This window comes from Deltaproteobacteria bacterium (assembly GCA_020848905.1).
In the GTDB taxonomy this organism is placed as follows: Bacteria; Myxococcota_A; Polyangia.
The window spans coordinates 248,718-271,080 of sequence record JADLHG010000056.1; the positions used below are offsets into that span (position 1 = coordinate 248,718).

Annotated in this window: 15 protein-coding genes; 4 read left to right on the plus strand and 11 right to left on the minus strand. The window is 71.2% G+C overall.

Annotation, left to right across the window (positions count from 1 at the left end):
* Positions 1-2,319: a S46 family peptidase gene (locus IT371_24460; protein MCC6750833.1), complete on the plus strand. Its 2,319-nt coding sequence runs from the start codon at positions 1-3 to the stop codon at positions 2,317-2,319.
* On the opposite strand, the gene IT371_24465 is transcribed toward IT371_24460, so the two are convergent.
* The 7 genes from IT371_24465 to IT371_24495 form a co-directional block, all read right to left on the minus strand.
* The gene (locus IT371_24465) at positions 2,249-4,957 is read right to left on the minus strand and encodes a hypothetical protein (protein ID MCC6750834.1); all 2,709 of its coding nucleotides are present in this window, start codon (positions 4,955-4,957) and stop codon (positions 2,249-2,251) included. The genes IT371_24460 and IT371_24465 overlap by 71 nt on opposite strands.
* A gap of 114 nt (positions 4,958-5,071) precedes the next feature.
* Complete coding sequence (locus IT371_24470; protein MCC6750835.1) at positions 5,072-6,625, minus strand: hypothetical protein; 1,554 nt, start codon at positions 6,623-6,625, stop codon at positions 5,072-5,074.
* Between the two features lie 73 nt (positions 6,626-6,698).
* Positions 6,699-8,300, minus strand: a complete 1,602-nt coding sequence (locus IT371_24475) for a hypothetical protein (GenBank protein MCC6750836.1) — start codon at positions 8,298-8,300, stop codon at positions 6,699-6,701.
* A gap of 375 nt (positions 8,301-8,675) precedes the next feature.
* Complete coding sequence (locus tag IT371_24480; GenBank protein MCC6750837.1) at positions 8,676-9,692, minus strand: hypothetical protein; 1,017 nt, start codon at positions 9,690-9,692, stop codon at positions 8,676-8,678.
* On the minus strand, positions 9,689-10,666 hold the full coding sequence (locus IT371_24485) for a hypothetical protein (protein MCC6750838.1): 978 nt from the start codon (positions 10,664-10,666) through the stop codon (positions 9,689-9,691). Before IT371_24485 ends, IT371_24480 begins: the two co-directional genes overlap by 4 nt.
* Before the next feature lie 98 nt (positions 10,667-10,764).
* The gene (locus IT371_24490; protein MCC6750839.1) at positions 10,765-11,331 is read right to left on the minus strand and encodes a Uma2 family endonuclease; all 567 of its coding nucleotides are present in this window, start codon (positions 11,329-11,331) and stop codon (positions 10,765-10,767) included.
* Positions 11,332-11,989: 658 nt separating this feature from the next.
* Positions 11,990-13,942 carry a hypothetical protein gene (locus tag IT371_24495; protein MCC6750840.1) on the minus strand — a complete coding sequence of 651 codons (1,953 nt, stop codon included), beginning with the start codon at positions 13,940-13,942 and terminating at the stop codon, positions 11,990-11,992.
* Between the two features lie 230 nt (positions 13,943-14,172).
* Between IT371_24495 and IT371_24500 the strand changes: the two genes are divergently transcribed.
* On the plus strand, positions 14,173-15,198 hold the full coding sequence (locus IT371_24500) for a PEGA domain-containing protein (protein MCC6750841.1): 1,026 nt from the start codon (positions 14,173-14,175) through the stop codon (positions 15,196-15,198).
* 7 nt (positions 15,199-15,205) lie between these two features.
* Here the strand turns inward: IT371_24500 and IT371_24505 are convergent, their stop codons facing one another.
* Together IT371_24505 and IT371_24510 are read right to left on the minus strand one after the other, a co-directional pair.
* Positions 15,206-15,496, minus strand: a complete 291-nt coding sequence (locus IT371_24505; GenBank protein ID MCC6750842.1) for a transcriptional regulator — start codon at positions 15,494-15,496, stop codon at positions 15,206-15,208.
* A gap of 59 nt (positions 15,497-15,555) precedes the next feature.
* Positions 15,556-18,285, minus strand: coding sequence for a protein kinase (locus tag IT371_24510; protein MCC6750843.1), 2,730 nt, complete (start codon positions 18,283-18,285; stop codon positions 15,556-15,558).
* A gap of 150 nt (positions 18,286-18,435) precedes the next feature.
* Between IT371_24510 and IT371_24515 the strand changes: the two genes are divergently transcribed.
* Positions 18,436-18,966 carry a hypothetical protein gene (locus IT371_24515; GenBank protein ID MCC6750844.1) on the plus strand — a complete coding sequence of 177 codons (531 nt, stop codon included), beginning with the start codon at positions 18,436-18,438 and terminating at the stop codon, positions 18,964-18,966.
* A gap of 167 nt (positions 18,967-19,133) precedes the next feature.
* Positions 19,134-20,126, plus strand: coding sequence for a penicillin-insensitive murein endopeptidase (locus IT371_24520; GenBank protein ID MCC6750845.1), 993 nt, complete (start codon positions 19,134-19,136; stop codon positions 20,124-20,126).
* A gap of 27 nt (positions 20,127-20,153) precedes the next feature.
* Here IT371_24520 and IT371_24525 read toward each other — a convergent pair whose 3' ends face one another.
* Together IT371_24525 and IT371_24530 are read right to left on the minus strand one after the other, a co-directional pair.
* Entirely contained in the window at positions 20,154-21,521 is a 1,368-nt protein-coding gene (locus tag IT371_24525) for a hypothetical protein (GenBank protein MCC6750846.1), read from the minus strand.
* A 7-nt stretch (positions 21,522-21,528) separates the two neighbouring features.
* The gene (locus tag IT371_24530) at positions 21,529-22,305 is read right to left on the minus strand and encodes a hypothetical protein (protein MCC6750847.1); all 777 of its coding nucleotides are present in this window, start codon (positions 22,303-22,305) and stop codon (positions 21,529-21,531) included.
* Positions 22,306-22,363 lie beyond the last annotated feature (58 nt).

The window sequence follows — 22,363 nt, forward strand, 5'->3', positions numbered from 1 at the left end:
ATGCACGAGCTGGGACGAAGAGGGTGCGCCGGCTGGGCGGGCGCATTGGTGGTGTGTCTTTCGGGGGCGGCGCTGGCCGCCGAGGGGATGTACCCGCTCGACCGGCTCCCCGAGAAGGAGCTCGCGGGGGCGGGGCTGAAGGTGACCCCCGGCGAGCTCGGGCGGCTGTCGCGAGCGGTGGTGCAGGTCGCGCGCGGCGGTAGCGGGGCCTTCGTCTCCAAGCAGGGTCTGCTCGTGACGAACCACCACGTGGCCTTCGGGTGCCTCGCGCGGCTCAACGCGCTCAAGGCGCACCAGGGGATCATGGACCGCGGCTTCGTCGCGAAGGCGCAGAAGGACGAGCTCTCGTGCCCCGGCTACGACCTCCTGGTAGTGCGGAAGGTGGAGGACGTGACCCAGCCCGTCCTGGCCGCGGTGAAGGGGAAGCCGCACTGGTCGAAGCGCTTCGAGGCGATTCGGCTGCGCAAGGACGACCTGGTGAAGGCCTGCGAGGAGGGAGGGAAGCAGGTCTGTCAGGTGGCGGAGATGGACGGCGGCGCTTCGTATTCGCTCACCACCTACCTGCGCGTGCGAGACGTGCGGCTGGTCTACGCGCCGGCCAAGGCCCTCGGGAAGTACGGCGGGGACATCGACAACTGGATGTTTCCGCGCCACACGGCGGACTTCACCTACCTGCGGGCCTACGTGAACGAGAAGGGCGAGGGGGGCGCGTTCGACAAGGCGAACCGCCCGCTCGAGACGCCGGTGCACCTGAAGGTGTCCACGGAGGGGGTGGGCCGGGGGGCGATGGTGCTGGTGATGGGCTTTCCGGGGCGGACCTCGCGGCACGCCACGAGCCACGCGGTGCGGTACTACGTGGAGGAGCAGCTCCCGCAGGTGATCGAGTTTCTCGACGGGACGATCAAGGCCGTGCACCTCCGCATGAAGGCGAGCGACGAGGCGCGACGCAAGTACGAGGGCTTCGAATCCAGCCTGCAGAACGGGCTGAAGTACTACCAGATGAGCGCGGACGGGATGAAGCGCTGGAAGACGCTCGAGCGCAAGCTGGCCGACGAGAAGGCGCTGCTCGAAGCGCAGCCGGCGGGCTCCGAGGCGCGCAAGGGGGCGGAGAAGGTGCTCGGGGAGATCGGCGCGGTCTACGGCCGCTACCGCGGCTTCAACCGGAAGATGGCGGCCCTCGGGCGGCTGATGATGGTCTCCACCGTGGGGAGCGCGTACCAGATGGCCAAGTGGGCCAAGGAGAAGATGAAGCCCGAGCGGATGCGCAAGGAGGAGGCGTACAAGGACAAGAACGTCTACCGCTTCATCGAGGGCGGGGCGCGGCTCGAGGACGAGACCGAGCTCGGCACCGAGCGTGCGCTGCTCCTGCACCTGCTGCGCGAGACGAAGAAGCTCCCCGCGGCGCAGCAGCCGAAGGTCGTCGCGCGGCTCGTCGCCGCGGGGCAGAAGGCTCTGAAGAAGCTGGTCGCGGAGGCCAAGCGCAAGGGGGAGGAGCCGGCGGCGGCTTTCAAGGCGGCCTACGGCGTCGCGCTCTCGGAGGATCCGCTCGAGGTGGCCGTGGCCGTGGTCTACGGGAGCACGAAGCTCGTGGCGCGGAGCGCGGAGGCGAAGGAGCTCGAGCGCGCCAAGGCGCTGCGGGCGGCGCTCTTCAAGATGAAGGCTCCCGAGCTGCGCAAGCAGGACGACCCGCTCCTGCGCTTCGCGGCCGACGCGGAGGCGGAGCTCACCGCGCTCAAGGAAGGGGCGTTCAAGGAGGTCGAGCAGTACCTCGCCACCGTGCTGCACCCCCGCTGGGTGACCGAGGTGAAGAAAGCGGCCTACCCCGACGCGAACTTCACGGTGCGGCTGACGCACGGGAAGGTCGCGGACTACACGGCCACCGCCACCGGCAAGCGCCACCGCTACCTGAGCACGCTCTCGGAGCTGGTGGCGAAGGACAAGGGCAAGTTCCCCTTCGAGGTGCCGGCGAAGCTCAAGGCGGCCTTTCCGGCGCGCGCGTCGAGCCCGGCGATGGACGCACATGTGAAGGACATCCCGGTGAACTTCACCGCCACGCTGGATACCACCGGCGGCAACTCGGGGAGCCCGGTCATCGACGCGCGGGGACGGCTCGTGGGGCTGCTCTTCGACGGGACGCCCGAGTCGATCCTCTCCGACTGGCAGTTTCTGCCCAAGGACCAGCGGAGCATCTGTCTGGACATTCGCTTCGCGCACTACCTGGCGGCGGTCGACGGGGCGGAGCGTGTGCTCAAGGAGAGCGGCGTTTCGCCTGCGGGCGGCGCTTCCGGGGGGAAGGCGACGCCGCGAGCCGCACCGTAGCGATCTCGAAGGGGCGGAGCGGCACGCGGTCGGGCTCGGCGAGCGGGCCGAGGCGCTTTCCATCCAGCCGGAGCCGGTGCGTGGCCACGAGCGGGCCTTCGAGCCGCGCGAGCTGGGCCGTGTCGCTCAGGTTCACGAGGCGCAGCTCGAGCGCGCGGCCCGGGGCTCTCCGGAGGGCGGTGACCTGCACCGCCGCGGGTTTCACCGTAAGGAACGAGGCGCGGGGCGGGAGAGGCCGGCGCGGCGGGGCGAGCGGGGAGCCCGCCTCGAGGGTGACCACGCGCGGGGGCGAGGCGTGCTCCGCGGCCTGGCGTAGCGCGTCCGAATCGATGAGGGCGTCGGCGAAGGGGATCACGGCCACGCGGAAGGTGGTGCTTCCACGCTGGCGCGCGCCCTCCACGGGCCAGGGAGGCCCCGCGTTCCCCTTGCGCGTGGTGAGGTCGGCGCGGCTGAGCCAGCGCACCGAGCGAAGAAGGGTGATGAGGAGCTTCGTGCCGCGGGGGGTGTGGCGGGCCTCGACCTCGTGCAGGCCCGGGGCGGAGAGGGCGAGGCCACCTCGCGGGCCCTCGAGCGCGACGAAGCCAGAGCAGGGATGCGTGGGCCCGGGGGGCTGGGCCCAGCCGGAGGTCTTTGGGAGGGCGAGGGGCCTTCGCACGAGCTGAAATGGCGCGCCAGTGAGCGCGGCGTCCGTCGCGAAGGGCGCGGGGATCGCCAGGCGCAGGCGGTGGTCGTCGCAGGTGTTCTCGACGGTGAGCTGGAGCTCGAGGCGCGGCGCGCCGGCGGTCACGAGCACGCGCAGCGAGACGGGCACGGCCCGGACCTGGCGCGTGCGGGCGCGGCGGTCGGCGGTGAGGCCCACCGGGAGCGAGAGCGCGAACGACAGGTCCAGCTCGGCGCGAAGGGGGCTGCGGTGCATGACGCGAAGCGTGGGCGCGCGAGAGGGGCCGCGCACCAGGCCCTGCTGCGCCGGAGGCGAGAAGTCGTAGGTGTCCCCCGCGTCCCCCTCGTCCACGAGCTCGGCGAGGCGCCGGAAGATGAGTCCTGTGGCGTGGTGCGTGAGCGAGAGCTCGCCGCGGGGCGAGACGGTGAGCGCGACGAGCCCGTTGTCGAGGCGCAGGGCGCCGCGTCGGCGGGTCAGGATGACCGGCGCGGGGAGCGGGGCGGGCGGAGCGCCGCGGGAGCTCGTCGGGCAGCAGAGCGCGTAGCCGAGGGGAGGGAGCGCGAGCAGGGCCTCCGAGCCGTTCGGACCAGGGTGCTGCGGCGGGAGCCCGCCGTCGTGGGAGGCCACCCGCGGGGCGAGAGGCAGCTCGACCACGGCGCGCACGCTCCAGGGGTGCGGGTTGAACACCACGGCGCGGGGCGAAGCGGGGCGGGCGGAGGTGGCGGAGGCCGCGGCCGGCTGCTGGGCGGCGGTAGCCGTGGGGGCAAAGGCCGCCGCCGTCGCGAGCCCTTTCAGCGCGCTCTCGAGGAGGGCCTCGCCGAGCTGGGTCACCCGGGCGAGGCGGTTCGTGTCGTCGGCGTGCACCGCGTCGATGCTGCAGCCGCAGAGGTCGTCGTGGGGCTGGCAGAGGAGGAGCTCTCGCCACGCGAGCTCGAGGAGGCCGCCGGCGTCGGTCCCGCGGCCGAGGAGCGAGGTTAGCGCGGTGAAGGGCTCGACCCAGTCGAGGAGCAGCCGCTCGGCCCGGTCGTGCGCGAGCTTCAGGTCCACGCGCGCGGAGAGCACTCCCGGGAGGAGGTTCGCGTAGCGCCCGCCCCGAAGCTCGCCGCGATAGGTCCATGGGGTGAACGCCCCCCGGGAGGCGGCGTGCCGGACGGCAGCCTGATAGCGCGCGAAGCTCGTGTGCCGGAGGCGGAGCGGGGCGCGCGGGTCTCGGCCGAGCGCCGCGAGGAGCTCGGGCAGGTCCTCCTGCGCCGGCAGCAGGTCGCAGCCGTTGTTCAGCAGCAGGTGGCCGTGCGGGCAATAGGGCTCCATCTCGCGTCGCAGGGACTCGAGCCGGGCGCGGGCCCGGGCGAGGCGCGCGGCGAACGGTGCGGGGGGGGCGGCGCCGGAGTCCGACGCGGGCTCCTCTCCCAGCCGCGCGGCGTTGCAGTAGCCGCCCCCCACCTGATGCGTGGTGTGCAGGCGCGTGCCGTCGGGGGCCTCCCAGAGGAAGTCGCTGCCGAGCGCCTCGCCCTCGTCGCCGAGCCCTCGCGCCACGATGGCGCCGGTGAGGCCGAAGGCGGCCAGGATCTGGGGGAGCTGAGCCGGGTGCCCGAAGGGGTCGGGGAGGTAGCCCACCCGGCTCGGGCGCGCGAAGGCCCGCGCGAGCCGCTGGCCGAGGCAGAGGTTCCGCACGAGCGACTCGCCCGACGGGAGAAAGAGATCCGGCAGGACGAAGAAGGGGCCGAGCTCGAGCCGCCCCGCCCGCGCCAGGCGACGGAGCTCTTCTTCCCGCTCCGGCCGCACGGCCAGGTAGTCCAGGACCATGGCCATCTGCCCGTCGAGGGTGAAGCTGCGAAAGGCGGGCTCGCGCCCGAGCAGCTCGAGGAGCGCGTCCATCATCTCGACCAGGCGGACGCGCGTCGCCTCGGCCGTCAGGTACCAGGCCCGGTCCCAGTGAGTGTGCGAGACGACGTGGCCGACGGGGCGAGGGGGCACGGAGACGATGGTGCCTGGGGCGGTCTCGAGGGGCAAGCTGGGGGAGCGAGGAGGGGAAGCGAAAGGCGGGGCCTCGACCCGGACTCGGGGAGGCCCCGTGCGGGGCGCGTCAGCCTAGCGGCACTGACACCAGCCGCCGGTGGGGATGAACTGGCCGGCGCCGTTATCCAGGCAGCAGTCCGCGCAGCCATCGGGCGTGGCCTTGAGCACGCAGTCGTAGTACTGGTGGACATTCTGCCCGGTGGTCTTTCCCACGGCGGACATCACGAACAGGCGCGGGTCGATGTAGGGGTACGGCGCGTTCGTGGACGGGTCGATGTCGCCCTGCTTGGGCGCCATGGAGGAGTCGATGACCCAGCGGTCGGCCATGGTGTTCTTGGTGCGGGTGATGACGGCGTAGATCTTGTCGCTCGGCTCGGGGCCCATCGTGCCCTGCTTGGCGCCCACGATCTTGATGATCGTGTTCACGTTGCCCGTGGCCGTCGAGATGGTGTTCATGAGGAGCGACCAGCCGACCACGAAGCCGTCCGCGTTCGCGATGCGGTACTTGGTGAAGAAGGTGCCCGTGGCCTTCTCCTCGTCGAGCGAGCCGATGATCCGGTTGCCGCAGGAGAGGATGTCGATGTGGTTGGTCACCGTGGCCTCGGTCGTATCCTCACGGGAGTAGGCGACGAGAGAGCCCGCGGCGTCCAGCCAGCGCAGGATGCGGTTGGTCGGGTTGAAGCCGCCGATCTTGTAGCGCTCGAGGAAGTCGAAGCCCGGCACGTCGTTCTTGATCGAGCCGAAGCTCGGGTCCGCGAGCTGCGCGTTGTAGCTCTCGAAGGTGTACTGGAATTCCGGATCGTTGTTCTGGATCGCATGGGCCTGGCTCAGGTCGTGCTCCGTCGAGGCGCGCATGGTGAAGCTCGGGAAGGCCAGGAACTGCCACTTGCCCTTGTCGTTGACGAAGCTGTCCCACTGGCTGTCCTCCTCGAGGACGACGCGGGGGGGAAGCTTGATCTCACCGCAGGTCCCGTCCTTCGGGGTGGTGGCGATCCACAGCCGATAGCTCGCGCTGTTGGGGGCGTCCACGGTGTAGCCATCGTGGGGCTTGGGACAGATCCAGTTGCCGCCGCCGTTGATCTCCCGGACCACGACCGCGAGGATGTAGTTCCCCTTGGGGAGGAGCTGCCGGAAGGTCAGGTTGTCCACGTCGCTCTGGGCGAGGCCGGTGCCGTCCCAGGCAGCTGCGCTCTTGTTCCACTCCCAGGTGGCCTGGCCGCCGCTCTCCCAGTCCCGCTCTTGATAGATGAGCAGGCGGAGGTTGTCGGCGCCGTGCACGCGGGCCGCGAGCTTGGAGTCGCCGGTGAGCTGCACGCGGTAGGCGTGCGTGGTGATGCCGCCGTTGGCGTCGTCGCACGCACCCGTGCGGCAGTCGACACCGAAGGCCTTGTAGCCCCCGCTGGCCTTGACCTGGATGGTCGCGGAGCCGTCGATCGTGGTGCCGCTCGCGCCCAGCGTCAGGTCCTGGGCCTCGCCCTGGTTGTCGAAGTTGATCTTCTGGCAGACGCCGTTGGGCACGGCGCCGGCGGGGAGGCGCTCGGTCGTGCCGCCCTCCAGGTCGTCCATTCCGCCGCAGGCTCCCAGAAGCACCGCCGCGACGAGCGCGGTGTAGCGTGTGGTTTTCATCGTCCTTCTCCTTCAGAGGGCCCGCAGGCCCGTTCGATGCGCTGTGGTTCGGTTCGAATCGGTTCTCTGGTGCCTACCGGCAGAGACAGGCGTTCCAGTCCCAGCTGTGGTAGATGGTCGAGTGTCCGTTGCAGTTCCCCTGGTCGTCCCAGGAGTTGCACGGCCCCTCTTCCGTCTCGGTGTGGGTCCGCTTCTCGAGCCGCGACTGCCCGCCGCGCGCGTCCAGGCAGCAGTCCGAACAGTCGTCGGGCGTCGCGCCGTTCACGCCACCGTACTCGCCGTACGGGACCTTCTTCTTGTCGTAGGAGTCCTGGAAGCACTGGTGCAGCTTCTGGTTGCTCGACACGGTGAAGCTCGCGGGGATGTTGGCCCAGATGCGCGCGTTGACCTTGTCGATGAACTTGCCGGGGTTGGCCGGGTCGGCCATCTTCATCGCCGGCTCCTTCTTGACGTAGTAGAGGTCGGCCATCGTGCGGCGCTGCTGGGTGATGGTGACGAGGAGCTCCTTGGTCTTGCTGTCGAAGAGCTGGAAGACGAACGCCGGGAGCCCGCCGTCGGCCTGCACGATCTCATCCTGCCCCTGGGCGTTCTTCTTCGTCCCGACGAAGCGCCAGGAGTCCACGCTCTGGCCCGTCGTGTAGTCGGTGAGGATGTAGTAGCTCGCGCCGGAGCCGATCTTCTTGGGCTCGTCGTGAGCGCCGATGATCTGCGGCGGCTCGTTGCAGTCGAGGACGTCCACGTGGGTCAGGGCGTCCTTCGGGGAGGTCTTCCGGGTGTAGGCTACGGTATCGCCGGCCATGTTCTTCCAGCCGATGATGCGGGCGTTGCCTGCCAGGTTGGCCGTGCCGCCGAGGGCCCAGTTGAAGAAGTCCCGCTTGAACTTGCCGATGTACTGGCCACCCGCGGAGCTCAGCCCGCGGATGTTGAACTCAGGGAAGGTCATGTCGAAGTCAGACCAGATCTTGTCCCACTGGGTGGTCTCCTCGATCACGAACTCGTCGGGGACCTCGGGAGAGCCGCACTGGCCGGGGCGCGTGCCCTTCATGATCGCGACCTTGTAGGGGATGGTGTCCACGGCTGGACGAAGCGTTGAGCCGATACCGAGCCAGCCGCCGGTCCACTTGAAGAACGGGGGGCTCTTCAGGGTGACCGTGATGGCGTACTCGCCGACCGGAAGGCCGACCTTCAAGGTGGCCTTGTTGATGGCGTCGTCGCTCGCCTGGCTCTCGTCGGAGGCGGCCAGGCCGCCTTTGTGCTCCCAGGTCGGGGTCCAGGTCGCGCCCGTCTTCTGCCACACGATCACCTGGACGTTCTGGCCGTTCAGGAGCCGCACGCGCAGCGGGAAGTCCGGCTCGGTCACCTTCAGCGTGAACCAGCGCGTCTGCACGCCGGCGCCCTCGCCGCTGCAGTAGGTGCGCATGCTGCCGAAGCGGTAGTTCACGACCAGCGACTCCTCGTCGTTGATGAACGCGCCGTCGGAGAGGTTGTCCGCGAGGGCCGTGTACCCCTTGGCCTGATCCCCGGTGTAGATGGTGCAGCTCGTGTTGACCTCCATGCCGCGCTCATCGACCGTGGTCGCCGAGTGCTCGAGGCCACCGCCCTGCGGGTCCGTGCCACCGTCGCCAGCGCATGCTGCGAGGATGCTGGCGATGAAGAGCGTTGCGATCCGTCTCATATGGTCTCCCTCCCGATCGGAGCGGTTGTTCCGTAGGGCCCGTCGCCCACTGTCGTTCGCAACCGTACAGAGCAAGCCACGTGCCACGGCGCTGGGGAGGTGCGGCAACGCGAGTCGCCAGGAGGGGACGGGCGTGAACGCGGCGATCGTTGGGGATCCGGGCGGGGTGGCTCGGGCGCCGGGGATAGTTGTCCCCTGAATTGCGATCTCGCCACCGTGACCAGTGTGGTCGCCAGTGGGGTCGGGTGGTCGTCGACGAGAGAACGTTGCGTGAGGGCGCGTGACTGAGGAGAGCGAGGTGGAGAGCGGGGGTGCCCGACGGGAAGAGCGCGCAGATGCCGCGTGGAGAGCGGTCGTGGACGGAGCGGGCCTACTCTACGGCTGGCTGCAGTGCGCGGGGGTGCTCCAGCCGATGAGGCTCGGCGGCGTCACGCCCTTCTTGCAGGTCTCGAGCGGCAGGAGGTAGTCGCTCGGCGCGCAGCTCAGCTTGAGGTCCATGGACCGCGAGCCGAAGGCCGCCTGGAGCAGGTAGTACATCGTCGCAGCGCCGCGCTCGTTGATCACGCGCTTGCGGTGGTCGTGCTCGACGACGCCGTTGATCGTGATGGTGGCGAGCTTGAGGTCCTCGGCGGTCTGCGCTCCCCACATGCCCGAGACGAGGGCCCACGAGAAGCCGAGGTTCGAAGGACCTACGCCTGCGTGGTCGATGGGAGAGGCTCCGATCGTGTAGAGCAGCATGCCGAAGAAGCGGTACCAGGTGCCGGGGTGGTCGCCGACGAAGCCCGGACCGCGTTCGCGTAGGTCGCCGCGGATGTCCACGAGCTTGGCGAAGAAGGCGGTGAGCTTCTCGTAGTCCGAGACGAAGCCGCTGGACTCGATCCACTCGGCCATGAAGCGGGCCTCGTTGCGCAGGAGTTCATGCCCGGCCATCGTCGCGGCGAAGACGTCGCCGTCGGCGAGGTCGAGGGCGGCGGCGAAGAACTGATGCGGAGCGACCGAGTTGTCGGGCTGCCGCATGATCCATTCGCGCAGCTCGGTCTCGAAGCCGCTCTCGCAGCGGGCGCCGGCGGCGAGGTACGAGACGAGGTCCGGGCAGGCAGCCTTGTGCTTGTTCCAGACGATGGGGGCCCGACGCGTGCGGCGGTCCTTGATCGCCTTGGCCATACAGAAGCCGAGCGCCTTGGCCTGGATGTCGAGCTGCTCCTTCCGCGGATAGGCGTAGCGGAAGTAGAGCTCCTCGTCCCAGCAGCCGACGGTGCACTCGCTCTTCTGGCGGACGCCGTCGCCACGTTCTTCGTCGAGAGGGTCCGAGATGCCGCCGCAGGCGGGGAGCGCGAGCGCGACGAGCGCGAGCAGCGCGGAGAGCGGGCTGCGGGTCGCGACGCGGGTCATGGTGCTCTCCTGTGCGTGGCGGAAACCAGTCGGGCGCGAAGCGGGGCGGTCGCGGTCTTCGCGCGCTCGACGAGGCGCGTTGCGGCCTCGCGGATCTGCATCGGACCTGGGCGACCGGCGAGGCTGTGGATCGCGATGCCGTTCAGGATCAGCGCGCCGACGGCCATGGGCTTGTACTCGTCGGGCGTGCCGGGGTGCGCGAGCGCGAGCAGGTTCATGCCCGCGACGAGCCCCTGCGCCCCCGCGAGGGCCAGGTTCGTGTTCTTGCGGACGCGCTGGAGCGTCGGATGCGGCCCGCGGATCCAGGCGCCGACCTTGCCGGGAAGCTTGCCGCCGAGGCGCTGCAGGCCCGGGCCGGCGAAATCCGGGGCCGTGAGCTTGGTGGCGGCGGCGCCGATGACGGCCGCGCCGACGCCGAGCATCTTGGCCTCGGGGGGAACGTCGGGGTGCAGCAGCGCGACGAGCCCGCCGGTGAAGAGGGCGGCGGGTCCGCTCGCGATGAGCAGGCGCCCGGCGTTCTTGATGCCTCTCAGGACGGGGTGCGGGCCGGCGAACCACGCGCCGACCTTGCCGGGGAGGTTCGAGGCGGCGCGGCGGATCGGGGAGAAGGCGCGGCCGACGCCGGAGAGCGCCTTGCCCACCACGTCGCGCGGAAGCAGGTGCAGACCGACTAGCGTCCCCATCGTCGCGGCGAGACCCGCCTGGACGGCGTCGCCGGTCGGGACCGTCGGATAGGTGGCGTAGGTGAAGGCGCGGAGGCTCTCGGCGAGGAAGAGGACTCCGGCGCCCGTGCGGGCGAGGTTGGGGGCGTTGTGGCGGGCCCAGGTGGCGAGGCGTCGGCCGGCAGAGGGCTTGGTGGCTTGCGGCGCGGGCTCCGGATCCTCGGCCCGGGCGACGGAGCTCGCGAGGAGCAGGCCGATGGCGAGCGGGGCAAGAAGGCGACGCGGAAGCGCGGCGGACACCATGAGGGCCATCCAGTGCAATGCCCGGGCCGAGCGGCGGCGCCTCCAAGTGTTGGGAATTCGGGGGAGTGGAAGCGCGACCCGCCGGCTACTCGGGCGTGGCGCTGGGGTCAGAAGGACGCAAAGAGCGGGTCGAGGGGCAGGTCGAGCTGGAAGAGGGTGGAGGTCACGCGATCTCCGGGGCCGAAGCGGCCGTGGAGGACGTAGCCCTCGGGGCCGAGGACCAGGACCTCGATGGCCGAGTCGTCGGGATCCACGATCCAGTACTCGGCCACGCCGCGGTCGGCGTAGAGCTTGAGCTTTCGTCCGCGGTCGGTGCTGGCCGTGCCCGGAGAGAGGATCTCGATGATCAGGTCGGGGGAGCCGGCGATGCCGCGCTGGGTGACGATGGGGCGGCGGGCGGTCCGGACCACGACGAGGTCAGGCTCCACCACGCTCGTGGCGGAGAAGATCACGTCCACCGGAGCGGCGAAGACGAGGCCGAGGCCGCGGTGCTCGACCTGCTGCATGAGCGCGAACTGGATGCGCTTGGACAGGGTCTGGTGCGTGATGGTCGGCGCTGGGGTCACGAGGAGCGCTCCGTCGATGATTTCGTAGCGGTTGCGGTCGTCCGGAAAGGTGCGCAGGTCGTCGTAGGTCCAGGTGACGCGGGCGCGCGGAAGGTCTTCGGGGAGCATGTTTGTCATTCTAGCGCGGGGCCCATCGGTTGCCCATGGGGCGGCCCGGCGGCGGATCGGGACCTCGGCGGGAGGATCCTTATGACAGACGGAAGGATTGGCCGGGGTGGGCGGTAGTACTCGCCTGGAGAACGCGCATGCCTATGCCGATCATCGTCACCTTCGCACTCACGGTCTGCGTCGTCGGAGGTCTCGCGCGAGGCTGTTCGGGGCTGGGCCGCGTCGGATCGAGCACGGGTCGGGCTGCTTCGAGCGCGAGCCAGCTCACGGGCTCGGCTCTGCGCGGGTCGGGCGGAGCCACGCGCGTCGTGAGGGTCGCTCCGCCGGCGGCTCCGCTCCGTGGCGCGAAGGTCCTACCGCTCGCGGTGACCGCCGAGGATTCGGTGGCAGCGGGAGGTCGCGCTGCCAGCGGCGGCCGCGCTGCCGGGAAGGTGGGCTCGCGCCGGGCGGGGGCGCGATCGCGGGGCGTGGATCCGGGGCTCGATTCTGCGGCCGACGTGGCAGGTGGGCTCGGGGATGATGACGACGACCGGGCGGCGTCTCCTCGGGCTACCGACCTCGCGGCTACGCGGGCACGGTCCACGACAGGTCGACGCTGAGGCGGCCCTGCCAGAGGTGAGGCATCTTCTCGCCGCCGAAGAGCGGTCGCGTGCGGCCCTTACTTGAGCTCATAGGCCCCGAGGTCGGAGGCGCCGCCCTTGATACGGAGGGTATTGGCGAGGTCGAGGGAGGAGGCGGCCGCGGCGCCGGTATTGCCGGCGTTGACGGCGGGGGAGGTGCTCTTGAGGCGGTAGGAGGGGGCGGCCTCGAGCTGGGGGTCGGTGGTGAGATTGCCCGTGCCCCCACCCGTCCAGCCCTTGAGCGCAGAGAAAGAGGCGCTGCAGGTGCTGACGGCCTGCTCGCCGAGGTAGCTCCAGATGACGGAGTTGGTGAGGGCGGTCGCGCTGCTCGTGCAAATGACGCCTGCGGCGGTCCCTGGGGCGGCCGTATTCGCCACGACGGTGTTATTGAGGAAGGAGACGGCGGAGGCGCCGGGGTCGAGCTTGGCCCCGCCGATGGGGGAGGCGGAGTTGCCGTTGTCGGCGAGGAGGGAGTTGGTGAGGGTCAGAGGGCCGTCGGTGAGCTTGAGGCCGCCCCCCTGGTTGGAGCGGAGCTCGGTGCGGTGCACGGTGAGGGCGCAGTAGGCGGCCTCGATGCCCTGACCTTCGTTGCTCTTGATGAGGCTCTCCACGACGGTAAGGGTGGCTTGCGAGGCGCCGGTGCCGGCGCACTGCAGGCCGTCGGCGTTGTCGCCGCCACCCGCGAGGGTGAGGTTGAGGCCCTGGAGAGCCACGGTGGCCCCTGCGGCGACGCTGACGATGGGCTGGTTCGTGCTCGAGGCCCCGGGGCGGAGGTTGGGGGAGCCGAGGCCCACGAGGGTCAGGCGCGCGCCCGAGGGGAAGGTCAGGTTTTCGGTGTACGTCCCCGCCGGGACCTTCACGTGCGTCTTGCCGGCCGTGCGGGCGGCGGCGAGCTCGGGGCCGATGGGGCCGCCCGCCGGGACGGTCTGCACCAGCGCGGGGTCGATGCAGCGGCCGAGGCCGGCGGGGTTGGCGTGGGCCTGGGTGCGGTCGCAGAGGGAGCCCGCGACGCACTCGGAGTGCCCCGTGCAGCCGGTCGGGCAGGCCGCGGGGCTCGCGGCGCAGACGGCGTAGCCCACGCAGGCGATGGGAGAAGCAGCCTGGCACTTGCCGTCGGTCGTGCAGCGCGACTCGGTGTAGAGAGCGGGCTGGCCGGCCGCGCAGGCGCGCGCGCAGACGCTCTCCTTCGGCAGATAGCCGCAGGTGCCGCTCCCCGAGCAGGTCCCGCCGCCGCAGGCCGCATCCCCCGGGCACTGACCGGCAGGGGCCGGGCCTTTGTCGAGCGCGGCGCAGGCGCCTGCCTTCCCTTTGACCGCGCAGCTCTGGCAGGCGGGGCAGGAGGCCGCGCCGCAGCAGACCCCGTCCACACATTTGCCGCTCTTGCAGGCGGCGGGATTCGTGCCGCAGGGGGCGCCGTTTTCCTGCGCGGCGGTGCACGCCTTGCCCACGCACTCGAAGGCCCCCGTGCAGTCGGCCTTGCCCGCGCACGCGGTCTTGCAGGCGCTGCCGCCCGCCTCGCAGGCGTAGCCTCCGCACGAGCTCGAGCTCAGCTCGCAGAGCCCCGCTCCGTCGCAGGCGTAGCGCGTCAGCTCACCTCCCGCACACCTCGGCGCCCCGCAGGGCTCACCCTTGGCCTTGCCCGCGCAGAAGGCCGTGTCCGTGCTCCCGAGGTCACCGCCCCCGTCGCGCGAGCCGGCCTCGGTCGTCGACGCGGCATCCGTCGCGGGGCCGCTCTGACAATGGCGCGTGGCCTTGTTGCAGTAGCGATGCGCTGCCGAAAAGCCGTCCCGCGAGGCATCCTGGCAATAGGCGTCACTGTCGCAGCCGTCGTAGCAGAAGTGGCCGAGCGGATGGCAGAGCGCGGGCCCTCCGCGCGCTGCGCAGGTCGAGTCGACATCGCAATACTTCGGATTGTCGGTGACGCAGCTCGTGAGCGTGGAGCCGAGCGCGATCAGACCGAAAGAGACGACCGAGACGCCACGCATCTTCATGCCCCCTTTTCTAGCAGCGGGCCGTGAGGGTGAAGCTCGGCCCTGGCAAGTCGTCCGTTGATAGGTCAGGCGGATCGGAGGTGTCAAGGATCGCGAGCCACGCTCTCGCCCTGCTCGCCGCCTTGCTGGCGGTGGTGCTCGCGGCCTTCTTGCCCGGTCCCCGGACGACGACTAGACTGCGCGGCATGATGCGAGGGGGTATACGAAGAGGCGCGGGGGGGCGCAGGGTAGTGGCGCTGCTTATCGCCGCGGGGGTGGTGCTCGCGGGCGGGTATGCGCGAGCGACCGACGCGGTGGCCGTGCTCGGCCTGCGCTTCGAGGGCGACCTGACCGACGCGCTCCACGGCATGCTCGACGCGCGCTTCGCGGCCGGGCTGCGCGCCTCGGGGGCGACGGTATCCACGGGAACGGTCGTGCGCCGCGCGCTCGCGGGGCGGGGCGAGGGCTGCGGCGACCCGACGTGCATTCGCGAGCTCGCAGCCAAGCTCGCCTGCCGCTTCGTGGCGGGAGGTCGCGTGCGCGGCGAGGATCGTTCGTACGACCTCGAGCTCTGGCTCGCCGACGGCCGAACGGGCGAGGTTGTCGCGCGCGTCCGGCAGAGCTGCGAGATCTGCGGGCAGCAGGCCCTCGCCGACAAGATGGACCTCGCGGCCTCCGCCCTGCGCGCCAAGGCCAAGGCCTCGAGCCAGGCTCCTGGCCGCGTGCTCGTGAAGTCCGAGCCGCCCGGGGCGCTGATCCGCGTCGACGGCCAGCCCGTCGGCCGCACGCCCCAGGAGCTCGAGCTCTCGGCGGGCGCACACAAGATCGAGGCCGAGGCCTCGGGATATGCGCCGGCTCGACGCAGCGTGACCGTGGTCGCAGGCGTGCAGGAGCGGCTCGAGGTCGCGCTCGTGCCTGCGAGCTCCGGAAACCGGGCGTTGCGCGCCTGGGGCTGGGGGACGCTCGCTGCGGGCGTGGCTGCGGTTGGCGTCGGCTCGATCCTCGCCGCGTTCAACGGGATGGGGAAGGATTGCCAGACTTCGACCACGGTTCCGGGCGAGCAGTGCCCCCGTCAGGTCTCCACGGCGGTTCCCGGTTGGATCCTCGTGGGCACCGGCGCCGCGCTCTCGGTCACGGGGATCGTGCTGGTGGTCAGAGCGCGTCGTTTCGCGTGCGCCGACGGTGCCACCTGCGCTAGCGCGCGGCTCTCCCCGCCCAAGGCGACGGTGAGTCTGGTGCCGGGCCCCGCGGGCCTCGCTCTAGTTGGATCATTCTAGAACATCTTCACTGAATCTGGAGCTCGGGCTCGCTCGTGTGCTCGCTCTTGCAGCGCGGGCAGCGGGAGGGGGCGGTGAGCTTCTCGCGGCCCTTGAGCTCGAAGTTACAGTCCAGGCAGCGGGAGGGTTTCACGACCAGCGTCTTGCCACCGAGCGACCGCCGCACGTGGGCCAGATCCTCGGCAATGAGCCGCATGGGGGCCTCGAGCTCCTCGGCGAGGCGCCGCACGGTCGTGGGTCCCTCGGAGAGGAGCTCCACGAGGCGTTGTCGGCGCGTCTGTCCCTCAGGCGTGGTCATGCGGCTCCTCGGGTGCCGAGCTCTTCGCGCGCAGGGTTCCTCACGCGCCGTCTTCCACGCTACCCGCCGGGGGCGCTCGCGCCGCCGAGCTCGCGCTTCACCTTCTGTACGCGCTTGAGGGCGGTCGGATGCCCCGGGTCGATGCGCAGCACCTCCTGCCAGGCCTTGAGCGCCTCGTCGTGGCGCAGGAGCTTGAAATAAGCGTCCCCGAGCAGGATGCGCGCCTGAAGCTGCCGCCGACTGAGCGACACCGCCTGCCGCGCGAGCTCCACGGTGCGCAGGTACTGCGCGCGCTCGAAGGCCACGCTCGCGAGGCCCGTGACGGCGGCCGCGTCGGCGGGGTCCGCCCGCACGGCCTCCCCGAAGCGCTGCTGCGCCTCGGGGAGCTTGCCCTGCAGGAGCAGCGCCTTGCCCTCCGAGACGAGGCGTCCCGCTCGCGCGGCGTCCCGCGGCGACTCCTCGGTCCTGCGCTCTTGCCGGCTGGGTGACGCGCCCGCGCCCCGCCGCTCGGCACGGCGCGCGGGGACGGGCCGGGGCGGGCTCGTCGGCCGCGCGGGGCGCTCCGGGGCACTCGCATCCGGCGCGGCCGCGCCCTTCGGCACGGTCTCGCCCTTCGGCGCAGCCCCGCCCCCCGGTACGGTCTCGCCTCTCGGCGCAGCGTCCCTGCTCGTTGACGGCGCTCCGGCCCACCGCGGCGTCGGCGGCAAGGGGGTGGGAATGGGCGGCCGGAGCAGCATCCAGGCCACGGCCCCCATGCCGACCGCAGCGGCCAGGCCTGCCACGGCGATGGCCACGCTCGTCCGGCGTGCTGGCGGCGGCTCCACCCAACGCGGTCCAGCCCCGCTCGTCGCGGGCGCGCCGAAGTCGGGGGCGAGCTCCGTGGCCTCGTCGGCCCACGGGTCATCCGCTCCCGCCGCCGCGCCGGCGGCGAAGAGCTCCGTCTCGAGCTCCGCCATCGACGGGTGCCGCGCCCTCGGATCGGCCTCGAGCGCACGGTGCACGACGCGCTCGAGCGCCACCGGCACGTCGGCCGCCGCAGCGTGGCTGCGCAGCGCCGGGGCGGATCCCGCGGCCTGCTTGCGCCGGAACTCCTCGAAGGTCTGCGCAGGGTACGGCAGCTCTCCCGAGAGAGCCTCGTAGAGGGTGACCCCGAGCGCGTAGATGTCCATCGCGGGAGACGGGGGCTCCCCCTCCCCCTGCTCCGGAGACATGTAGCCCGGCGTGCCGACGCGCTCGCGCGCCGTGTCGGTGGCGAAGGCCATCACGCCGAAGTCCAGCACCTTGACGAAGTCCCCGCGCCCCTCGCGCTCGACGAGCATGATGTTCTCGGGCTTCAGGTCGCGGTGGATGATGCCGTGGGCGTGGGCCGCCTGGAGCGCGCGCGCGAGCTGGCGGAAGATGCCGATGGCCCGGCCGGGCGTGAGCCGTCGCTCCCGGTCGAGCAGGTCGGCGAGCGACTCTCCCTCGACGAGCTCCATCGCGAAGAAGAAGCGCCCGTCGGGTAGCTCGCCGAAGTCCATCACGTCCACGATGTGCGCGTGACGGAGTCGACTGCAGGCCCGCGCCTCCATGCGGAAGTGCGTGATCGCCTCGGCGCTCTGCGCGAGCCTCGCCGAGAGCACCTTGATCGCCACCTGGCGGTCGAGGTCCATGTGCTGCGCGGCGAAGACCTCGGCGCTTCCGCCTCGGCCGAGGGACCGCACCAGGCGATACCGCGTGCCGGGGATGCGCTCGCCCACCTTGAGTGCTTGGGGCTCGGCGAGCGTGCGGGTGACCGCCGCGGCGCGCCCGAAGGTCTGCGTCTTTGCCGTCGCCGCCGCGCGAGTCGGCTCTGGTTCGTAGGGGACGAGCTTCGCCGCGCGCGACTCGGCCAGGGCCGCGCGGTCGGGGAAGCGGCGCAGGACGAGGCGCGACAGGGCCGCCGAGCCGTACGCCGGCGAGAGGCGGCGTAGCGCCGAGACGAGGGGGGCGCGCACCTCTTCGAGTTCGGCCGGCCGCTTCGCCGGGTCGAGCTCGAGGAGCCGTGCGACGAGCCGGATGACCTCGCCCGCCACGTCCTTGCGCTCGACGAGCGGAGCCTTCCACGATCCGGCGAGCACGTCGCGCACGAACTGCTCCGGCGCGTCGGCGACGAGGCGCTGGCCCACGAGGAGCTCCCAGGTGACGAGCCCGACGGCGAATAGATCGGCGCGCAGGTCGAGCGGCTGCTTCAGGATCACCTCGGGAGAGGCGTAGCCGGGGCTGCGAAAGAGCTGCGCCACCTTCTGGCGTCCGATGCCGAGCGCACCGAAGCTGCCGAGGTCCATGATCTTGACCACGCCGTCGAGCGTGATCAGCACCTCGAGCGGCCACGGAGCGTCGTGGGGGAAGCTGGTCGTCCCCTCGGCCTCCTGCCGACGCGCGCGGATGTACGCCACCGCTTCGCAGAGCTCGAGCGCGACGAAGAGCGCGACCTCGGGAGGCAGCGGCCCTTGTTCGGGGACCTGCGCTACCAGCGCCGCGAGGTCCACGCCGTCGAGGAGCTCCATGGCCACGAAGGGCTGCGCGTCGACCGCGCCCACCTCGAGCACCTGCACGAGGTTCCCGTGGATCAGGCGCACGAGGAGCCCGGCGTCCTTGCGGAACCGCGCCTGGAATTCCGGAAAGGCGCTGAGCTCGGGGAGGATGCGCTTGACGGTGCAGAGCCGCGGATACTCCCCGAGGGTCTGGGCCAGGAACACCTCGGAGGTGGTCCCCTGGGCGACGTACTGGTGAAGGAGGTACGGTCCGAACAGCTCGGGCAGTGGCATCGCGGTCGAATCCCCGCGCGCAGTCTAGCAAGGCGCGGGAGCCTCGGGCAACGAAGGTGCGAGGTCGGACGCGCGGGGTCGTGCTAGGCTGGGGCCGATCCCCGCGGGTGGACGGACCGCCCGGCACCGACGGGGTTGGAGCGATCGAGCATGAGCCTTCGGTGGCTGACGATAGCGACGCTGGTCCTCGTGGGCGTCGCGGGCTGCGGGAAGTCGGGCGGGGGGGATGCGGGGGCCTGGCCGGACATGCGGCTCTCGCGGGATCTCCTCCGGCGCGACGCGATCTCGGCGCACGACGGGGCGGCGCGAGACGGCAGCGCCCGCGACGGCGCAGCGATCGACGGACGGCCGACCGATGGGTCCCGACGAGACGGCCCGGTGCGCGACGCACGCTCGACGGACGGCCTCCGACGCGACGGCCGTCCCGCCGACGCACGCCGCGGGGACAGCGGGCCGACGGTGTGCGGGGCCTGGTCCGAATGGAAGTGCGTCGAGGACCCGGTCTACCTCTGCATCGCGACCTGCAAGCCTCCGAGCGGTGGCGCGGAGAAGCGGCTCAACTGCCTGAACAACGGCACCTGCAGCTGCGTCCTCTCCGTCGGTCCCTGCGGTACCTTCAGCGCTGCCACCCCCTGCGAGGTCTGCCGGCAGGCCGTGCAGAAGGGCTGCTGCAACCCCTGATCCCCTCTCCCGAGGGGATCTGCAGAAAAGCGCGCGTGCGGTCGAACCGGGGTTGTCGGAGGTACCCCCATGTGCGATAAGCGTGGCGCCGCACGGACGGCATGCTCGCTCATCGACGGTGGAAGCGCTGCTCATGACCTCGATTCGACGCACCAGGGCCAAGGAGTATGTGGGACGCGCGCAATAGCACCCGGCGACCCGTTCTCTCGCGCCGCGCGCTCGCGTGGTGCACGTGCCTGTTCATCGTGGGCGGCCTCGCGCCCTCGGCCCTCGCTTACCGTTACCAGCACGAGGTGCTCCCCGGCGAGCACCTGGCGGATATCGCGCGCCTCTACCGGGTGCCCGAGGCCAAGCTCAAGAACCTGAACAAGCTGAAGGGCACGCGCCTTCGCGCGGGCCAGACGCTCACGGTCGTGACCAGCCTCGAGCGGCCGACGCGCCGCAAGGTGCGCCACGCGGTGAAGGCGGGCCAGACGCTGGCGCGCATAGCGAAGACGTACAAGATGAAGCTGCCCCTCCTGCGGCGCCTCAACCCGCGCCACGCGGAAGGGGCGCTCCGCCCAGGACAGCAGCTCTGGGTCGTCGAGGAGACGGCGCCTCTCCGTCGGCCGGGCGGGCGTGGCCTCTACCAGCTCGAGAGCGGACCCGGATACGCGGTCCGTAACGCCGAGCGCGCCTTCGGCACCTTCCTCACCGTGACGCGGCTGCAGGACGTGTTTGCGGCCTACGCCCGGCGCTACGCCTCGGCGCCCGCGGTGACTGTCTACGACCTGAGCACGCGGCATGGCGGCTTCCTCAAGCCGCATCGCTCGCATCGCGGCGGCCGGGACGTGGACATCGCGTACGCCCTCAAGACGCCCGGCCCGAAGTGGGGGGCAGCTACGCCGGCCACGCTGCACCTCGAGCGCACCTGGTTCCTCCTCAAGACCTTCCTCAAGACCAAGGACGTGACCTACATCTTCGTGGACCTGCGGCTGCAGCGTGCGATCTACAAGCACGCGCTGAAGACTGGCGCGCCGAAGGCTCAGCTGGACGAACTCTTCCAGTGCGCGCGCGGATCACAGGGACGCTCGGTGGTCATCCGGCACGAGCCGGGGCACGCGACGCACTTCCACGTGCGGTTCCGCCCCGAGGCGCGCGACGAGGAGCCGACCACCTAGACGGCCTCCCGCGCGTCGGCTTACCTCTCACCGCGTCGAGATCGTGCAGTCCGGATCGCTGATCATGCAGAGCGGGTCCGCCGGGTTCGGGCAGCACCCGTCGGCGATCGTCTTGCACACGGTGATCGGCTGGTGCGCGCAGTGCTGGTCACAGCCGGCACCGATGAGCTGGTCCACGGTGCAGCCCTGCCCGTCGTCGCAAGAGATCGGGCAGCCGCCGCGTTGCGGGTCCTTGATCGCGACGTCGCACTTCTCTCCCGGCTCCAGGATCCCGTTACCGCACAAGCAGTCCGGGTCTCGGTCGGCGGTCGCGCAGCCCGCGGGGCAGCAGCCGTCACGGTCGTTCGGGTTGCACGCCGTGATCGGGGAGTGCGAGCAGGTCAGGGTGCAGTCGCTCCCGTTGAACCGATCCTGCGTGCAGCTCACGCCGTCGTCGCAGCTCCGCGGGCAGCTCCCCTGGACACCCGACGGAATCGCGATGTCGCAGGTCTCTCCGGAGTCGAGCACGCTGTTGCCGCAGGTCTTGGTGCAGTCCGCGTCGGTCAGGGAGGTGCATCCGGGGGGGCAGCAGCCGTCGCGCACGCCGGGGTCGCACGCCAGGATGGGCTGAAACGAACACGACGCGTCACAGCCGCCGCCCGTGAGGACGTCCTTCGTGCACGGGCTGTCGTCGCGGCAGGCGGTCGGGCAGGCCCCGGGGCCGTTCGGCGGGATAGCGGTATCGCAGCTCTCGCCTGGATCCACCTTGCCGTTGCCGCAGGTCGTGGAGCAATCGGCGTCGGTCGCGTTCGTGCAGCCGGGCGGGCAGCATCCGTCGGAGGGGCCCTTGCCGCCGCACTGAGTGATCGCGGTGCTGGCGCAGACCTGCTGGCAGTCCGTCCCCGTCAAGAGGTCCTGGGTGCAGTCGTTCCCGTCGTTGCACCGCTGCGGGCACGCGCCGGGCATGCCCTGCGGGATGGCCAGGTCGCACGCCTCGCCGGGGTCCACGTCCCCGTTTCCGCAGGTCGGCTTGCCGCAGTCGGGGTCGCTGCCGGGGGAGCACCCAGCGGGACAGCACCCGTCGGGCGGATCGGCCGCGCAGCGCGTGATGGGGGTGAACTCGCAGAGCGCGGCGCAGGCGCTTCCGTGCAGCGCATCCGCTGTGCAGCTCTGGCCGTCGTCGCAGCGCTTGGGGCACGATCCCGCGCCGTTCGTGATGGCCGTGTCGCAGAGCTCCCCGGGATCCACCCGGCCGTTGCCGCACCCGGGGCCAGGCCCCGTTCCGTCCGAGCTGGAGCCGTCGGTTTGTCTTCCGTCGGGCGGGCTGCCGTCGGAGGAGGGGAGGGTCGGAAGCGTGGTGCTGCACGCGGACCAGGCGACCCCGAGGATCGCCACCACCCACAGTCGCTGGTACATGCCTCTATTAGTAGAGGAAGGCCACGCCGAAGGCCAGGTTCCAGAAGAGGGGCACGCCGTCGTCGCGCTTCACGTCGGTGTTTCGGTCGGACCTGAGGCGGACGAAGGTGATCTGCAGCGACACGGCATCCAGCATGAGCGCGATGCGGGGGTGGACGTCGTAGCGCAGCCGCAGGCCCGGGGTGATGAAGAAGTCCTGGTAGCGCGTCTCGAGCGTGTCGCGCAGCCACCCGAAGCCGTAGCCGAGCGAGATCGTGGGGACCAGGAAGAAGGGGAGGCGCGAGATGGGCTGGAACGGCACCTGCCCGAGGATGGTGGTGCGCAGCGTGGTGAGCTCCTTGCCGAAGCCCGGACCGATCTGAAGGCTCACGTACTTGCCGCCGAACTCCAGCTGCACCGTGCCGGTGCTTTGCGCGCCCCCGGAGATCCCGGGGCTGCCTCCGCCGAGGATGCCGAAATAGTTGTAGCGGCTCGGCTCACCCGCGGCGGCGATCGGCTCGCAGTCCCCTTTCACGCAGCGCTGCCCGACGGGGCAGGGGGGGTTGCAGAGGCTCGTGCATTGCCCCTGCCTGCAAAAGAAGCCGGAGCGGCACGGCGGGTCGCAGGTGCCGGGCTCTCCGTTGACGAGCGCCACGGCGGGCGCGCCGCTCCTCGGCAGGCACCGTCGCGGAGACGGGTCGTCCGCCGGGTTCAGGCGCGCGACCCGGAGGCCGCGCAGAGGCTCGGCACGAGCTGGACTCCATACCGCCAGGGTGACGGCCACGAGCAGCAGAGATGAGCGCATCCGTTGGTGATCCCATAGGCCCGTTCGGGCGTCAATTTCGAAGTGCGGCGGTGTGGTC

Bases quoted from the DNA above. Each gene is read 5' to 3' on its own strand.
- IT371_24510 (MCC6750843.1), bottom strand. From the start codon at position 18,285: ATGCCACTGCCCGAGCTGTTCGGACCGTACCTCCTTCACCAGTACGTC.
- IT371_24480 (MCC6750837.1), bottom strand. From the start codon at position 9,692: ATGACCCGCGTCGCGACCCGCAGCCCGCTCTCCGCGCTGCTCGCGCTC.
- IT371_24515 (MCC6750844.1), top strand. From the start codon at position 18,436: ATGAGCCTTCGGTGGCTGACGATAGCGACGCTGGTCCTCGTGGGCGTC.
- IT371_24490 (MCC6750839.1), bottom strand. From the start codon at position 11,331: ATGCTCCCCGAAGACCTTCCGCGCGCCCGCGTCACCTGGACCTACGAC.
- IT371_24475 (MCC6750836.1), bottom strand. From the start codon at position 8,300: ATGAGACGGATCGCAACGCTCTTCATCGCCAGCATCCTCGCAGCATGC.
- IT371_24495 (MCC6750840.1), bottom strand. From the start codon at position 13,942: ATGAAGATGCGTGGCGTCTCGGTCGTCTCTTTCGGTCTGATCGCGCTC.
- IT371_24485 (MCC6750838.1), bottom strand. From the start codon at position 10,666: ATGGCCCTCATGGTGTCCGCCGCGCTTCCGCGTCGCCTTCTTGCCCCG.
- IT371_24520 (MCC6750845.1), top strand. From the start codon at position 19,134: ATGTGGGACGCGCGCAATAGCACCCGGCGACCCGTTCTCTCGCGCCGC.
- IT371_24505 (MCC6750842.1), bottom strand. From the start codon at position 15,496: ATGACCACGCCTGAGGGACAGACGCGCCGACAACGCCTCGTGGAGCTC.
- IT371_24460 (MCC6750833.1), top strand. From the start codon at position 1: ATGCACGAGCTGGGACGAAGAGGGTGCGCCGGCTGGGCGGGCGCATTG.
- IT371_24525 (MCC6750846.1), bottom strand. From the start codon at position 21,521: ATGTACCAGCGACTGTGGGTGGTGGCGATCCTCGGGGTCGCCTGGTCC.
- IT371_24530 (MCC6750847.1), bottom strand. From the start codon at position 22,305: ATGCGCTCATCTCTGCTGCTCGTGGCCGTCACCCTGGCGGTATGGAGT.
- IT371_24470 (MCC6750835.1), bottom strand. From the start codon at position 6,625: ATGAAAACCACACGCTACACCGCGCTCGTCGCGGCGGTGCTTCTGGGA.